This is a genomic window from Noviherbaspirillum aerium, from assembly GCF_008929045.1.
In the GTDB taxonomy this organism is placed as follows: Bacteria; Pseudomonadota; Gammaproteobacteria; order Burkholderiales; family Burkholderiaceae_D; genus Noviherbaspirillum; species Noviherbaspirillum aerium.
This window is the reverse complement of record NZ_VFAH01000004.1, coordinates 130,991-146,339: the sequence shown is the minus strand read 5'-3', so window position 1 is coordinate 146,339 and position 15,349 is coordinate 130,991. Positions and strand designations below refer to the sequence as shown.

Annotated in this window: 15 protein-coding genes; 11 read left to right on the top strand and 4 right to left on the bottom strand. The window is 60.9% G+C overall.

Going from position 1 to position 15,349, the window contains the following annotated elements; translation table 11 throughout:
- The first annotated feature begins 366 nt into the window (after window positions 1-366).
- From queE to ldcA, 5 genes are all read left to right on the top strand, one after another.
- Window positions 367-999 (top strand): 7-carboxy-7-deazaguanine synthase, encoded by a 633-nt coding sequence (queE, locus tag FH061_RS08245; protein ID WP_151634862.1) that lies wholly within the window; start codon window positions 367-369, stop codon window positions 997-999.
- A 7-nt stretch (window positions 1,000-1,006) separates the two neighbouring features.
- Window positions 1,007-1,453 carry a 6-carboxytetrahydropterin synthase QueD gene (gene queD, locus FH061_RS08240; RefSeq protein WP_151634860.1) on the top strand — a complete coding sequence of 149 codons (447 nt, stop codon included), beginning with the start codon at window positions 1,007-1,009 and terminating at the stop codon, window positions 1,451-1,453.
- Window positions 1,454-1,466: 13 nt separating this feature from the next.
- Window positions 1,467-1,985 carry a tRNA adenosine(34) deaminase TadA gene (gene tadA / locus FH061_RS08235; RefSeq protein ID WP_225984540.1) on the top strand — a complete coding sequence of 173 codons (519 nt, stop codon included), beginning with the start codon at window positions 1,467-1,469 and terminating at the stop codon, window positions 1,983-1,985.
- A 539-nt stretch (window positions 1,986-2,524) separates the two neighbouring features.
- On the top strand, window positions 2,525-3,436 hold the full coding sequence (locus FH061_RS08230; RefSeq protein ID WP_151634856.1) for an alpha/beta fold hydrolase: 912 nt from the start codon (window positions 2,525-2,527) through the stop codon (window positions 3,434-3,436).
- Between the two features lie 68 nt (window positions 3,437-3,504).
- Window positions 3,505-4,446 carry a muramoyltetrapeptide carboxypeptidase gene (gene ldcA, locus FH061_RS08225; protein WP_151634854.1) on the top strand — a complete coding sequence of 314 codons (942 nt, stop codon included), beginning with the start codon at window positions 3,505-3,507 and terminating at the stop codon, window positions 4,444-4,446.
- Here the strand turns inward: ldcA and FH061_RS08220 are convergent.
- From FH061_RS08220 to araD, 3 genes are read right to left on the bottom strand one after another with little or no spacing between them, the layout of a single operon-like run.
- Window positions 4,432-5,325 carry an aldose 1-epimerase gene (locus FH061_RS08220; protein ID WP_151634852.1) on the bottom strand — a complete coding sequence of 298 codons (894 nt, stop codon included), beginning with the start codon at window positions 5,323-5,325 and terminating at the stop codon, window positions 4,432-4,434. The genes ldcA and FH061_RS08220 overlap by 15 nt on opposite strands.
- Before the next feature lie 11 nt (window positions 5,326-5,336).
- Window positions 5,337-6,209, bottom strand: coding sequence for an SMP-30/gluconolactonase/LRE family protein (locus tag FH061_RS08215; RefSeq protein ID WP_151634850.1), 873 nt, complete (start codon window positions 6,207-6,209; stop codon window positions 5,337-5,339).
- A 46-nt stretch (window positions 6,210-6,255) separates the two neighbouring features.
- Window positions 6,256-7,977: an L-arabinonate dehydratase gene (araD, locus tag FH061_RS08210; protein WP_151634848.1), complete on the bottom strand. Its 1,722-nt coding sequence runs from the start codon at window positions 7,975-7,977 to the stop codon at window positions 6,256-6,258.
- A 146-nt stretch (window positions 7,978-8,123) separates the two neighbouring features.
- Here araD and FH061_RS08205 point away from each other — a divergent pair, with 146 nt between their 5' ends.
- The 4 genes from FH061_RS08205 (at window position 8,124) to FH061_RS08190 (ending at window position 12,255) form a co-directional block, all read left to right on the top strand.
- Window positions 8,124-8,900, top strand: coding sequence for an SDR family NAD(P)-dependent oxidoreductase (locus FH061_RS08205; RefSeq protein ID WP_151634846.1), 777 nt, complete (start codon window positions 8,124-8,126; stop codon window positions 8,898-8,900).
- A 98-nt stretch (window positions 8,901-8,998) separates the two neighbouring features.
- Window positions 8,999-9,919, top strand: coding sequence for a 2-dehydro-3-deoxygalactonokinase (locus FH061_RS08200; protein WP_151634844.1), 921 nt, complete (start codon window positions 8,999-9,001; stop codon window positions 9,917-9,919).
- Window positions 9,920-9,922: 3 nt separating this feature from the next.
- Window positions 9,923-10,555: a 2-dehydro-3-deoxy-6-phosphogalactonate aldolase gene (locus tag FH061_RS08195; protein ID WP_151634842.1), complete on the top strand. Its 633-nt coding sequence runs from the start codon at window positions 9,923-9,925 to the stop codon at window positions 10,553-10,555.
- Between the two features lie 98 nt (window positions 10,556-10,653).
- Window positions 10,654-12,255, top strand: a complete 1,602-nt coding sequence (locus FH061_RS08190) for an ABC-F family ATPase (protein WP_151634840.1) — start codon at window positions 10,654-10,656, stop codon at window positions 12,253-12,255.
- A gap of 39 nt (window positions 12,256-12,294) precedes the next feature.
- On the opposite strand, the gene FH061_RS08185 is transcribed toward FH061_RS08190, so the two are convergent.
- A complete protein-coding gene (locus tag FH061_RS08185; protein WP_151634838.1) occupies window positions 12,295-12,906 on the bottom strand; it encodes a hypothetical protein in 612 nt (203 codons plus the stop codon).
- Window positions 12,907-13,320: 414 nt separating this feature from the next.
- On the opposite strand from FH061_RS08185, the gene nadA reads away from it, so the two are divergent.
- Together nadA and nadC are read left to right on the top strand one after the other, a co-directional pair.
- On the top strand, window positions 13,321-14,460 hold the full coding sequence (gene nadA, locus FH061_RS08180; RefSeq protein ID WP_192804964.1) for a quinolinate synthase NadA: 1,140 nt from the start codon (window positions 13,321-13,323) through the stop codon (window positions 14,458-14,460).
- A complete protein-coding gene (gene nadC, locus FH061_RS08175; protein WP_151634836.1) occupies window positions 14,457-15,323 on the top strand; it encodes a carboxylating nicotinate-nucleotide diphosphorylase in 867 nt (288 codons plus the stop codon). The genes nadA and nadC overlap by 4 nt, the downstream gene beginning before the upstream one ends.
- Window positions 15,324-15,349 lie beyond the last annotated feature (26 nt).

Here is a 15,349-nt window from a genome sequence, read left to right as displayed (position 1 = left end):
TCGCGGACAATTTCCCTTTTGCCCTCCCGTTGCCCGACCGCCATGCGCTCCGCCGTTCTGTCGCTCCTTGCAGCGGCGGCGCGGGATCGGCTTGAGGCAACCGAATTCCGTTGCCGGGCACCGGATGACTAGTGGTATGAATTGAAAACTTGTTAAAAGCGAATGTGGCGGAATCATGCCGGGACAAGGAAAAAGCACAGCAAGGCCGGAGCCTTGCGCGCATTGTTGACGCAGTATCGGCATGATTTTCACCCATCCTTTGACCAGTAAATTCCTGCTTCGCACCACTAGCACCGCCGAAACACCGGCATGCCGGTATACCGTCATAATTCGCGCCGTCTCATCGTTTTTCTCTAGGAACACATTTTGACGTACAGTGTGAAAGAAATTTTTTATACGCTGCAGGGTGAAGGCACGCATGCTGGCCGTCCTGCGGTGTTCTGCCGTTTCTCTGGCTGCAACCTTTGGTCTGGCCGCGAATCCGACCGCGCCGATGCGGTCTGCAGGTTCTGCGATACGGATTTCGTAGGCACCAATGGCGAGCGGGGCGGCAAGTACGATGCCGGCGCGCTTGCGGAAACAGTCGCCTCGCTCTGGCCGGACACCTATTCAGGCAGCAAATTCGTTGTCTTTACCGGCGGCGAGCCGCTGCTCCAGCTCGACCGGCCGTTGATCGACGCAGTGCATGCCCAAGGCTTCGAGATCGCCATTGAAACCAATGGCACGCTCCCGGTTCCCGTCGGCGTGGACTGGATATGCGTGAGCCCGAAAATGGGGTCGCAATTGAAGGTCACCAAGGGCAATGAACTCAAGGTGGTGATTCCCCAGGACGGTCAGCCGCTTGAAGAATATGCATCGCTCGACTTCGAGCACTTTTACCTGCAACCGATGGACGGCCCCGACGCGGCGCGCAATACGCAGCTCGCCATCGAGACCTGCAAACGGAATCCCCGCTGGAAGCTGAGCATCCAGACGCATAAATTACTGCAAATACCCTGAAACTCCGATGCTGACGATTACAAGAAAACTCGAATTCGATGCGGGACACCGCATTCCCGATCACAAAAGCCAGTGCCGCAACCTGCACGGCCACCGCTATACCCTGGAAATCACTCTCGTCGGTGCGGTGATCGAGGAAGAGGGCAGTTCCGACAACGGCATGATCATGGACTTTTCCGATGTGAAGACGCTGGCGAAGCAGCATCTGGTCGACGTCTGGGACCATGCCTTCCTGGCGTATGAAAAGGACACTGCCGTGCTGGAATTCCTGGCCAGCCTGCCGGGCCACAAGACGGTGGTGATCGACCGCATCCCCACCGTGGAAAACCTGGCGCGCACCGCCTTCGACATCCTCAAGGGCGTGTTCCACGACCGTTTCGGCACAGGGCTGCGCCTGCAGAAGGTGGTTCTGCATGAAACGCCCAACTGCTGGGCCGAAATCACGGCGGACTGAGGCGGCGATGGCGATGGACGACGCAGTCTTCATGCAGCAGGCGATCTCGCAGGCGCACAATGCCTGGGCGCTCGGCGAAGTGCCGGTCGGCGCGGTGGTGGTGAAGGACGGGGCGGTGATCGCCACCGGTTTCAACCAGCCCATCGGCACGCATGATCCGACCGCGCATGCGGAAGTCATGGCCTTGCGCGCCGCGGCCAGCATTCTCGGCAACTACCGGCTGCCGGGTTGTGAATTGTTCGTTACGCTCGAGCCCTGCGTCATGTGTTCCGGCGCGATGATGCATGCGCGGCTGGCCAGGGTGGTCTTCGGCGCGCACGACCCGAAGACTGGCGCCTGCGGATCCATCGTCGATCTGTTTGCGCAGGAGCGCCTCAATCATCACACTGAAGTCAAGGGCGGAGTCCTCGCGGAAGAATGCGGGAACCTGCTGCGCGCCTTCTTCGCCGAGCGGCGCCGTACGCTTCAGCGCAAGCTCGATGTCAGCCCGCTGCCGCCGGAACTGTCCGGCAACGATATGCCGTTCGCTTGACCTCGCTGCTGCATTGCCGCAGCGGCTCGTGTAGAGTGGACTCTTGGTTGTTCGTTCGGCAGAAAACATTTCTTGCAGTTAACAATGATTCCCGCCGGCTCGGACGTGCGAAGATTTTGCCATCTGGCGGTGCCGGAATTACATTGCGGTATGGGACGGCGCCGAAACCAGAGTCTTTTCATTCAGGCACGCCGTTTGCTGTTGGAGGCTGCAGGTGCGGAAGGATTGGGCCTGTTCCCACTTCATTCGGGAGTGCGAAGGCACCGTAGGCGTGGCAGGGCCAGGCACGACGACGCGTCGTAGCGGTGCTACGGCAAGGAGGACTCGGCGTCCCCACGTAACGCCGCCATGCGACGCCTACGGTACCTTCCCGAAGGGTTCGCACCAGAACGCGCCACCGCCAATACGCGTTATGGCGCGAACGCATCTCCCGAATGAAGTGTGAACAGGCCCTAGGAGCAAAGCATTAACACCGCATCAACGCCACAACCAAGTTTCAACAATGAAAATACTGTCGACTCTGCAAAGGGGAGGTCCCATTGCCTGTAATTGAAACCAACGGCATTCAGCTTGCCTATGACGTGCAGGGCAACCCTGCGGGCGAAACGATTGTCCTGATCGCGGGGCTTGGACTGCAACTGATTTCCTGGCCGGATAAATTTTGCCAGACCCTGGTGCAGCAGGGCTTTCGCGTCGTACGATTTGACAATCGGGACAGCGGCTTGTCGTCCAAGGTGAATCATTTCGGCAAGACGCATCCGCATCTCGCCATGTTCAAGCCACTGTTCCGCATGCCGATGTTCAGCAGCTACACCCTATATGACATGGCACGCGACACGATCGGCCTGATGGATGCGCTCGATATCAAGAAGGCACACATCGTCGGCGCCTCGATGGGCGGCATGATAGGGCAGATCATCGCGGCGCGCTATCCGGATCGCACGCTGACCATGACGTCCATCATGTCGACCAGCGGCCGCCCGGGCCTGCCGGGACCGACGCTGGCGGCAAGCACCGCGATGCTGTCGACACCGGCCAATCCGCGCGACTTCGAGAGCGTTGTCGCGTATTACGTGCATCTGTTCCAGATATTGGGCAGCCCGGCCTATCCGACGCCGGAAGCGCTTCTCCGCCAGCGCATCATCCAGAGCGTGCGCCGCAATCCCAGCATCAGCGGCACTTCGCGCCAGATGATGGCGGTCGCCTCATCCGGCGACCTGGTGGCGCAATTGCGCACTATCCGGGCGCCGGCCCTGATCATCCATGGCACGGACGATCCGCTGGTGCCGATTGCCTGCGGACAGGACAGCGCGCGCTGGATTCCCAACGCGATCATGCACGAGATCGAAGGCATGGGTCATGACCTGCCGCCGCAGCTGGAAGTGCCGATCGCCAGCCTGATCGGTTCGCACTGCCGTCGCGAACTGGCGGCCGCCGCCAGCAGCACTTGATGCGCAAAATGTTTATGATGTGCATTGCGGTTGCGGGCAGGGCAGGAAAAACATCACGATAGGGAAGCATGGGGAAACCAGTACAGCTGTCCAGTGCGACGGTCGCCATTGTTGCGGCAAGCGGTTACGCTGCCGACCCGCTGGCCGTAGGGCGCGCCACCGCGAGGCTGCAGGAGCAGGGCTGCCGGGTGAAGAATTTCTATGATGCCGAATCGAAATTCCAGCGCTTCGGCGGCACGGATGAGGCACGGATTGCGCAACTGCACCAGGCAGCCGCCGATCCGGAAGTCGATATCGTGCTCGCGCTGCGCGGCGGCTATGGCTTGTCGCGCCTGCTGCCCCGGATCGATCTTGCCGCCTTGTCGGCCAGCGGCAAGCTGTTTGTCGGCCACAGCGATTTCACCGCCTTGCAGATGGCAATGCTCGCGCATGACGGCGCCATCAGCTTCGCCGGGCCGATGATCTGCGATGATTTTTCACGCGAAGACCCCAGCGACTACACGCTTGGCGACTTCTGGCGGTGCGTGTCCGGAAAAACGCATGCGGTTGCGCTGGCTCCGGCCGAGCAGCCGGAAGCGGATCTGTCCGGAGTCCTGTGGGGCGGCAACCTTACGATGCTCACGCATCTGATCGGTACGCCTTTTCTGCCCCATGTCAGGAATGGCATCCTGTTCATCGAGGATGTCAACGAGCACCCCTACCGGGTCGAGCGCATGCTGCTGCAGCTCCTGCATGCCGGCCTGCTCGAACAGAAAGCCATCGTCTTCGGGGATTTCTCCGCCTACCGCCTGTTCGACTACGACAACGGCTATGATTTCGAGGCGATGCTTGCCTATCTGCGGAAGACCCTCTCCGTCCCTATTTTCACCGGGCTGCCGTTCGGCCACATTCGCGACAAGGCCACTCTCGTCATCGGCAGCCACGCGCGGCTTCAGTCCGACGGCCGCAATGCCGCGCTGACGATGAGCGGTTATCCGGGGCTGAGCGCGCGCCGCTCAGCCGGTGCTTGATCCGCTGACCAGGAACTTGGCCCGCAGCGCGAGGCTGTCGCCGTGCCCCAGGATGGCGAGTCCTGGCTGATTCGACATGTGAAAGGCGTCGATGGGATGCGTGATCGGTTCGAAGCAGAAATAATCGAAGCCGAGCGGCCGGTACATCAGGCTGTAGCCGTTGCAGTCCGGCATCACCATGGTGAGGGTCAGCGCCCGGTCCGGATACTCGATCACCGCCTTGCCATTCCAACCGCTGAAGCAATTGTCGATCATTGGCCCCTCCAGCGGCGCCGGCGTGTTGTAGTCCCAGGTTTCCGGAAAATTCGTCGTATGCTCGACCGGAATCGGATCGTCGCCGGATAGCCAAACGCCTTCGGCTTTGGCCATGAATCGCGTCTGCGCATTGCGCATGAAATACGGATGCAGGCCCAGGCCATAGGGCAGCGTTCCCTGGCCGAGATGCGTGACCGTGAGATCGATCTGGAGCCCGTCGGGCAGCAGCAGGAAGGTCTGCGTGCTGCGGTAGTGATAAGGGTTGCTGTCGAATTTGTCTGATTCGAGCGACAGCTTGATGCGGTCGCCGGTGCGCTCGCTCACCTGCCAGGCCTGCATCCAGCCATCGCCATGGATCGGATAGCTCTCGCCGGTCCGGTTCAGGCGTATCGGATGGAATACACCCTCGTGCTCGAAGCCGCCGCCGGTGATACGGTTCGACCAGGGCACCAGCGGAAAGCAGGATAGCGTATAGCGGTCTTCGGATTTGCCGTTCCAGGGCCGGAACATGGGCGACCACTGATCGTTCAGTTTCCAGTCCCAGCCGATGACGCCGCCGCCGAATTCCGGAGCAAGCAGCAGGCGTTGTCGGTCGGATTCAAGTGTCAGAGTATCGGTCTTCATGGCAGCAGGCATCATCCCCGAAATGGATTGGCAGGAACCCCGGCAATATCGAGGTCGAGCGCAAATAGACTGCCGGCCAGCGGTTCTCGTTCCAGTTGCTGCGGCGACAGGCCGACGCTGGCGGACGTGATGAACATCGTTCTCAGCGACGGTCCTCCGAAAACGCAGCTGGTGATCTGGCTGCACGGCAAGTCAATGGTGTGCAGCAGCTTGCCCTGCCCATCATGGCGGGTCAGCTTGCTGGCACCCCAATGCGCAATCCAGAGTCCGCCCTCGGCATCGGTCGCCATGCCGTCGGGCGATCCGTCTTCCTCGCCGAACTGCAGGAACAGACGCTTGTTTGAAATTTCGCCGCGCTCCAGGTCATAGTCGAACGCATAGACATGGCCCCGGGCGCTGTCGTTGTGATAGAGCGTCTTGTCGTCGGACGACCAGGCGGGGCCGTTGGTCACCATGTAGCCGGTATCCATGCGCATGCATTCGCCGCCGGGCGCGAGGCGATAGAGCGAACCGGTCGGCTTGTCCGCATGGAAGTCCATGGTGCCGGCCCAGAAGCGGCCGAGGCGGTCGCACTTGCCGTCATTGAAGCGGTTGCCGGGCAGGTCGGACTCGACGCTGGCGAGCGGCGCCAATTCTCCGGTGGCGGGATTGAAGGTGGCAAATCCGTGCCTGCGGGTGATCACGAAGCCGTCCGCATCGGCACGCTCGGCGATCGCCGAGATCTCTTCATCGAACTGCCAGGTACGCGTTCCGTCCTTGACCGAGTAGCGGTGCAGGCGATGGTTGAGGATGTCGACCCAGTACAGCGCCTGTTCCCTGACCGACCAGAGCGGCCCTTCGCCCAGCAGTGCCTTGGCCTCCCAGATGCATTCGGGCGTCTTCATAAGCGCCTCCTGTCTTTATCGTCGTTGTGTATCGATGCTGTCATTGTCAATGCGATTCGCGCGGTACCGGCGCGCCGCTGCGGCCGACCAGGAAATCGAGGTCGGCGCCGAGATGCGCCTGCTGTACATGGTCGACGTACAGCTTCGCATAGCCGCGCGTCGGCCGCTCCGGCGGCGTCCACTCCGCGCGGCGCCGCGCCAGTTCCTCGTCGCTGACTTCCAGGTGCAGGCTGCGCTCGCCGACATCGAGCTGGATCATGTCGCCGTTGCGCACCAGTGCAAGCGGCCCGCCGACCGCCGCCTCTGGCGAGGTATGCAGCACCACGGTGCCGTAGGCGGTGCCGCTCATGCGCGCATCCGAAATGCGGACCATGTCGCTGATGCCTTTCATCAGCACCTTGCTCGGCAGCGGCATGTTGCCGACCTCGGCCATGCCGGGATAGCCGCAGGGGCCGCAATTCTTGAGCACCATCACGCAAGTCTCGTCGATGTCGAGGTCGGGATCGTCGAGCCGCGCATGCAGGTCTTCGATCGATTCGAACACCACCGCGCGGCCGCGGTGCTTGAGCAGCTGCGGCGACGCGGCCGAGGGCTTGATGACGGCGCCGTCCGGCGCGAGATTTCCCTTCAGGACGGCGATGCCGGCGGCTTCCTTGAACGGCTCCTCGACCGTCTTGATGACTTCGCGGTTGTAGCAGGGGGCATCCTTGATGTTGTCGCCGATGGTCCTGCCGTTGACCGTGGGTGCGTCGAGGTGCAGCAGATGCTGGATTTCCCGCATCACGGCGGGCACGCCGCCCGCATAGTAGAAGTCTTCCATCAGGAAGTGGCCCGAAGGCTGCAGGTTGACCAGGCACGGCAACTGGCTGCCGATGCTGTCCCAGTCTTCCAGCGTCAGATCGATGCCCATGCGGCCAGCCATGGCGAGCATGTGAATCACGGCATTGGTCGATCCGCCGATGGCGGCATTGACGCGGATCGCGTTTTCGAACGCCTCGCGCGTCATGATCTTGTCCATCGTGAGGTCTTCCTCGACCATCTGCACGATGCGCCGTCCGCTCAACTGCGCCAGCCGGTTGCGTCGCGTGTCGGGTGCCGGTATCGCCGCATTGCCCGGCAGGGACATGCCGAGCGCTTCCACCATGCTTGCCATCGTGGACGCCGTGCCCATGGTCATGCAGGTGCCGGACGAACGGTTCATGCAGCCTTCGGCTTCGGTGAATTCTTCCTGCGTCATCTGTCCGCCGCGCACCATTTCCGACATCATCCAGACCCCGGTGCCGGAACCGATGTCCTTGCCGCGGAATTTTCCGTTGAGCATGGGGCCGCCGGAAATGCCGATGGTCGGCAGGCCGCAGCTGGCCGCGCCCATCATCAGGGCCGGCGTGGTCTTGTCGCATCCCATGAGCAGCACGACGCCGTCGATCGGATTCCCGCGAATCGATTCCTCCACGTCCATGCTGGCCAGGTTGCGGAACAACATGGCCGTCGGCCGCAGTTGCGTCTCGCCAAGCGACATGACGGGGAACTCAAGCGGGAATCCTCCTGCCTCAAGTACACCGCGCTTGACGAATTCCGCGAGTTCTCGGAAGTGGCTGTTGCAGGGGGTCAGTTCGGACCAGGTGTTGCAGATGCCGATGACGGGGCGGCCGTCGAATTCGTCCGCAGGATGGCCGGCTTTCGATGTCCAGCTTCGATGCACAAAGCCGTCGCGGTCCTGCTTTTCGAACCAGGCGCGGCTGCGACGTTTGGGTTTCTCCATGGTCATAGAGCTTTCGTGAAGGACATTGAGTGAACGTGAATGAAAACGGGTAAAAACTGGTAAATGCGAGTGAAATCGTGAGCTGCGGGGGAAGGGTTTCGACTTAGCATCAATATTGATTAGTCATCGATTCGAAAGTTCAGGAGAAAATCATGGCAGCACAAGCTGAGCTGGCGCGTTTCGGCAGCCTCAAAGGCAAGCGGGTATTTATTACAGGGGGCGGTTCCGGCATCGGCGAAAGCATCGTGACCGCCTTTGCGGAGCAGGGCGCGAAAGTGGCATTCATCGATATCGCGGTCGATGCGAGCCTGGCCTTGTGCGAAAAGCTCTCGGTGGCCGGGTATGAGAAGCCGGTGTTCCGGGAATGCGACATCCGCGACATTCCCGCGCTGCAGGAAGTCATGCGCTCGGTTGCCGCGGATATCGGCGACTTCGATGTGCTGGTGAACAATGCGGGTAATGACCAGCGCCACAAGCCCGAGGAAGTCACCCTCGATTACTGGAACGAACGTATCGCGATCAACCAGCGCCCGATGTTCTTTACCTGCCAGGCGGTAATAGAAGGCATGAAGCGCCGCGGCGGCGGCGCCATCATCAACCTCGGTTCCACCAGCTGGCATATCGCCAACGGCGGCTATCCGGTCTATACCACCACCAAGGCCGCGGTCAGCGGGCTGACGCGCGGCCTGGCGCGCGATCTCGGACCTTACAATATCCGGGTCAATACCGTCACGCCGGGCTGGGTGATGACCGAGCGCCAGCTGACCATGTGGGTCGATGAGGAAGGAGAAAAGCTGATTGACCAGAATCAGTGCCTCAAGGGCAGGGTGGCGCCCTGGCATGTCGCGAGGATGGTACTCTTCCTTGCTTCCGACGATGCCGCGATGTGTACCGCGCAAGAGTATATTGTCGATGGCGGCTGGGCCTGACATGCTGCCCGATACGGCCAGGTATCGTCGCGATAACGCATGGCGTGCAAGTTCATCCGCGCCAGGTGAACGACATTCTCTTCACGAAATCTCCACCTATGACAATACAAGACACGACCTTGCTCGGTATCGACTGGGGCACCAGCAACCGCAGAAGCTATGTCCTCGATCATCGCGGCGAATTGCTGCGGCAGCATGATGACGGCGCCGGCATCCTGCACGTCAACGGCGACTTTGCCGGCTCGCTGCGCGACCTGCTGCAAACCCTCGGCCTGCGGCAGGCTGATATCGTCATGTCCGGCATGGTGGGCAGCCGCAATGGATGGAAGGAAGCGCCTTACCTGGGCGTCGACCGGCCGCTGACCGCGCTACATGACAACCTGATGGCGATCGACACCGGCATCCCCGGCGTGCGCTGCCGCGTGGCGCCGGGCTACAAGTACGTCGATCCCAACGGCATTCCGGACGTGATGCGCGGCGAAGAGGCGCAGATCCTCGGCGCCCTCGCCCTGAGCGGCGCCGACGCTTCGGAAGGCTGGTTCCTGCTTCCCGGAACGCACAGCAAGTGGGCGCGGGTGGAGCAGGGCCGCATCATGGAGTTTCTCACCTTCATGACAGGCGAGTTCTTTGCGCTGCTTTCCCAGAACGGCACGCTGTCGAAGGTGATCGGAAACAAGGACGAGTCGCATCCCGATGCCTTTGCCGCCGGCGTGCGGGCGGCGAGACACGGCAGTTTCCCGCATACCGCATTCGGTTGCCGCGCGCTGGTCGTTACCGACATGATGCCGCCCGAGCACACGGCATCCTACCTCTCGGGCCTGCTGATCGGCACCGAGATTCATGACATCCTGCAGCGCGCCAAGGCAATGGCCGGCACGCCGGTTCAGGTGATCGGCAGTCCGGGTCTATCCGCCCGCTACCATAATGCGCTGGAGCTGCTCGGCATACCGTCGCGGGCCTGGCAGCCCGATACCGTCTACCTTGCGGCGCTCAAAGCGCTTTTCAATCTTCCGAGGTAAAACATGTCCGACTTATTCCGTCCCGTTCAATTTCCCATGGTGGCCATCCTGCGCGGCCTGACACCGGAGGAGGCGCCCATGGTCGGGCGCGTGCTGTTCAACGCCGGCTTTCGCATGCTGGAAGTCCCGCTCAACCGGCCCGGCGCCATCGAAGCGATGCAGCGCCTGATCGACATGGCGCCGGATGACGCGCTGATCGGCGCCGGCACCGTGCTGAAGGTGGCCGACGTCAATGCCGTCAAGGATGCCGGCGGCAGGCTGATCGTGTCCCCGCACTGCGCCGAGGATGTGATTTCTCATGCGGCAGCGAACGGCATGGTTGCCTTGCCCGGCGTTGCCACGCCGACCGAAGCCTTCCGCGCGCTGCAGGCCGGCGCCCATGGACTCAAGCTGTTCCCGGCGGAGATGATTCCGCCATCGGCGGTCAAGGCCATCCGTTCCATCCTGCCGGCCGATACGCCCCTGCTCCCCGTAGGCGGCATCAATCCGCAGAACATGGCCGGTTATGTAGCGGCCGGAGCCAGCGGTTTCGGCATCGGCGGCCAGCTGTATCAGCCCGGTGTGGATGAAGCGGCGCTGACGCGCTCGGCTCAGGCCTTTGTTGCCGCACGGGAGAAGCTGTTGCAAGGCGCATAACATGCCGGCCGTGGATTTGCGATGCGAAGCGGTGGATCGCTGGTCCGAAATGGTAGAATGACCGGTTTCGTATTCACTTCGCAAGAAAAGGCTTCTACGTGCTTTCCACCGCAAACATCACGATGCAGTTCGGCCCCAAGCCGCTGTTTGAAAACATCTCCGTCAAATTCGGTGATGGCAATCGCTACGGCCTGATCGGCGCCAATGGCTGCGGCAAGTCGACCTTCATGAAGATTCTCGGCGGCGACCTCGAGCCGAGCGCCGGCAATGTCATGCTGGACGCGAACGAGCGTCTCGGTAAATTGCGCCAGGACCAGTTCGCCTATGAGGAAATGCGCGTGCTCGACGTCGTCATGATGGGCCATACGGAAATGTGGGCCGCCATGACCGAGCGCGACGCCATCTACGCCAATCCCGACGCGACCGACGACGACTACATGAAGGCCGCCGACCTCGAGGCCAAGTTCGCCGAATATGACGGATATACCGCCGAGGCCCGCGCCGGTGAACTGCTGCTCGGCGTCGGCGTGCCGATCGAACAGCACCAGGGACCGATGAGCAATGTCGCCCCCGGCTGGAAACTGCGGGTGCTGCTGGCGCAGGCGCTGTTCTCCAATCCGGACATCCTGCTGCTCGACGAGCCGACCAACAACCTCGACATCAACACCATCCGCTGGCTGGAAGACGTGCTCAACGAGCGCAATTCCACCATGATCATCATTTCCCACGATCGTCACTTCCTGAACCAGGTCTGCACGCACATGGCGGACATGGACTTTGGTACGCTGAAGGTCTATCCCGGCAACTACGACGACTATATGCTTGCTTCGTCGCAGGCGCGCGCGCAGCAGATGGCGGCCAACGCCAAGGCCAAGGAACGCGTGGCCGAACTGCAGGAATTCGTGCGCCGCTTCTCTGCCAACAAGTCCAAGGCGCGCCAGGCGACATCCCGCGCCAAGCAGATCGACAAGATCAAGGTCGAGGACATCAAGCCGTCCAGCCGCCAGAATCCTTTCGTTCGCTTCGAGGGCGAGAAGAAGCTGCACCGTCTCGCCGTCGAGGTCCAGAGTCTTTCCAAGACTTATGACCGCCCGATTTTCAACAATATCAATCTGATGGTGGAAGCCGGCGAGAAGATCGCCATCATTGGCGCCAACGGCGCCGGCAAGACCACCTTGCTGCGTTGTATCGGGGGCATGGAAATCTGCGGTCTCGCACCCGATCACGGCGTGGGCAAGTGGGCGGAAAACGCCAATGTCGGCTACATGCCGCAGGATCCCACCGAGGAATTTGCAGTCGACAAGAACCTCACCGACTGGATGGGGCAGTGGACCAAGGAAGGCGACGACGACCAGGCAGTCCGCTCGATCCTCGGCCGTCTGCTGTTTGGCGGCGATGATGTGAGGAAGTCGGTGAAGGTATTGTCCGGCGGCGAAAAGGGCCGCATGATGTACGGCAAGCTGATGCTTGGCCGTCACAATGTGCTGCTGATGGACGAACCGACCAACCACATGGACATGGAGTCGATTGAATCCCTCAATATCGCGCTGGACAAATATGCGGGCACGCTGATTTTCGTGTCGCATGACCGCGAATTCGTATCATCGCTGGCCACGCGCATCCTGGAAGTCAAGGATGGCGAAGTGATCGACTTCCAGGGCAACTACGAAGACTATCTCAAGAGCCAGGGTATCGAGTGAGGCCGGCAAAGTGATTGCGGGGATGAGCCGGTTGCCGGTTTAATTGTTGAGACCGGCGATGGTGGTGGTTTCCGGAATCGGCTCTCCCAGATACAGCAGCTTGTCCAGCCTGTCCCTCAGGCTGCGCGCCATTTCCTGGCCCTGGGCCTTGAGCACGGCTTCGAGATAGGGTTTCTTCAACTGGCGGAAATCGTCGATCGATGCCGCTTTCTCGACCTTGAGCTGCAGGCCGTAGCCGCGCAGCCCTATCGTGCTCTTGATGGTTTCGTTGTAAAAGCGGTAAATGGCTTCGAACTGCGTCTGGCCCTCGGGAAGCACGACTACCGCCGGGCTTGGCGAGGCAAGTGGTGTTGAATGAGGCACGCCCGGTGCCTCCGCAGGAGCCGGGATGTTTCCGTCGGCGTTAGCTGAGCTGGCGTTTGCGGCTCTGGTTATTGCCAGCGACGCGGCTTCCTGAATGAATCCTTCCTGCAGCAATTCCGTCATGGCCTGTTCATTGACGCCAAGGCCGGCGACTTTTTTCAGCAATTCATCGGCGGTCTGTTTGCCGTCAATCATTACCAGCAGGCTGCGAATCCTCGGGGATAGATGATACTTTCGGGTGGCAATTTCTTCGCGCCCCTTTTCCGTCTTGTCGAACACCTTCGTCATGATTGTCTTCCTCACGCTCCGGGGCGTCTTTCCACCCCGATTTATGCAGAGAGTCTGCCATCGTTGATGCTGCGTTCCAATGACTTGCCTCCCAGCTCATTCTTCTTGGAAACTTCACCTTGCCTTTGTATAACGAATATTTCCGTGCGGCATTGAGATTTCTCATTCAAGTATCGTCCGAATATTTCCTCACGTAAATGTATAAATTGCGCTCAGGAAATAATTGTCGTATAAATTCCATGCTTTCCATGGTTAACGCACAGCGGCAAAGGCTCTTGACGAAAAGGAAATGCGGAAGGGAAGGATACCGAGGACGCAGATTTTTCTTGAATAAGGCATTGGCGCACTCACATCGGAAGTATCGGGCATACTCTCGTTTTCTTGCCACTTGCGGTGGTATTACTCATCGACACCATGCAGATCCAACCTATTAAGACCATCGAATTCGAGCGCCCGCAGATGGATGCCGGCACCAGTTGCACCGCAAATGCCTGGGCGCGCATACCGGCTGCGCCATCGCCAGCTGAAAAAGCCGCGCTCAAGGAGCGCATCCGCAAGCTGCTCAAGGAAAAGCAGGCGGTGCTCGTGGCGCATTACTATGTCGATGCCGACCTGCAGGACTTGGCGGAGGAAACCGGCGGCTGCGTTTCCGATTCCCTCGAGATGGCGCGTTTCGGCAGGGATCACCCGGCCAAGACCCTGGTAGTGGCCGGCGTGAAATTCATGGGTGAAACCGCCAAGATCCTGAGCCCGGAAAAAACCATCCTGATGCCGGATCTCGACGCAACCTGTTCGCTCGACCTTGGCTGCCCGTCGGAAGAATTTGCCGCGTCCTGCGACGCCCATCCCGATCGCACCGTGGTCGTCTACGCCAACACCAGCGCCGCCGTGAAGGCAAGAGCGGACTGGATGGTGACATCTTCCATTGGTCTGCAGATCGTCGAGCATCTCCATGCGCAGGGCAAGAAGATCCTGTGGGCGCCGGACAAGCATCTCGGCGGCTACATCCAGAAAAAGACCGGCGCCGACATGCTGCTCTGGCAGGGCTCCTGTCTGGTGCATGATGAATTCAAGGGTATCGAACTCGAACTGCTGAAGAAGGACCATCCCGGCGCGAAGATTCTGGTGCACCCGGAATCGCCGGAAGCCGTGGTGGCCCAGGCCGATGTCGTCGGTTCGACCTCGCAGCTGATCGCCGCGGCACAATCCCTGGATGCGAAGGAATTCATCGTCGCGACGGACAATGGCATCCTGCACAAGATGCGCATGGCAGCGCCCGGCAAGATTTTCATCGATGCGCCGACCGCAGGCAACAGCGCCACCTGCAAGAGCTGTGCGCATTGCCCGTGGATGGCGATGAACGGCTTGCAAAACCTGGCCGATGTGCTTGAGACCGGCCGCAACGAGATCCATGTCGATCCGGAAATTGGGCGCAAGGCCTATCTGTGCATCGACCGCATGCTGGCTTTCGCGGCGGCCCAGAAAGCCAATGTCCGCCCGACCGGCGATCTCGCCAAGGAACAGAAACTGTTTGCAGGAATCGGCCCGGCATGAGCACATTGAAGAATCCATTTGCGCCTTTCGATCCGGCGCTGTCTGCGGCATTCGAAGCCAACATCCGTACCGCGCTGGCCGAGGATGTCGGTACCGGCGACCTCACCGGACTGCTGGTGCCCGAGCACGAGACGGTACAGGCGCGCGTGCTGGTGCGGGAAAATGCCGTGCTGTGCGGAGCGCCATGGTTCGAGGGCGTGATGAGCCAGGTTGACCCGCGCGTCAAGATCGAATGGCACTATGCCGAAGGCGCGCAGATGACCGCGGACTCGCAGGTCTGCCTGATTCAGGCGCCGGCGCGGGCCTTGCTGACGGCAGAGCGTTCGGCGCTCAATTTCCTGCAACTGCTGTCGGGCGTCGCGACGGCGACGCGCCAGTACGCCGATGTCGTTGCCGGGACGCGTGCCTCCGTGCTGGATACCCGCAAGACGCTGCCCGGGCTGCGCTTGGCGCAGAAGTATGCGGTACGCGTCGGCGGCGGCAAAAATCAGCGGTTGGCGCTTTACGATGGCATCCTGATCAAGGAAAACCACATCGCGGCAGCGGGCGGTATTACTGCCGCGATGCGTGCCGCGCAGGCGCTCAATGCCGGGGTTCCGATCCAGATCGAGGTCGAAAGCCTCGCCGAGCTGGATGAAGCCCTGAATGCAGGAGCGAAGTCAATCCTGCTGGATAACTTTTCTCTGGACATGATGCGGGAGGCGGTGAAAATCGCGGCGGAGCGTGCCGTTCTCGAAGCCTCCGGCGGCATTAATATGTCGACCGTCCGCGCGATCGCCGAAACCGGCGTCGACCGGATATCGATCGGCAGCCTGACCAAGGATGTGCGTGCCACCGATTATTCGTTGCGAGTGATCGGCTGAAGTCATGAGCTGAACTGCTTTGCGCA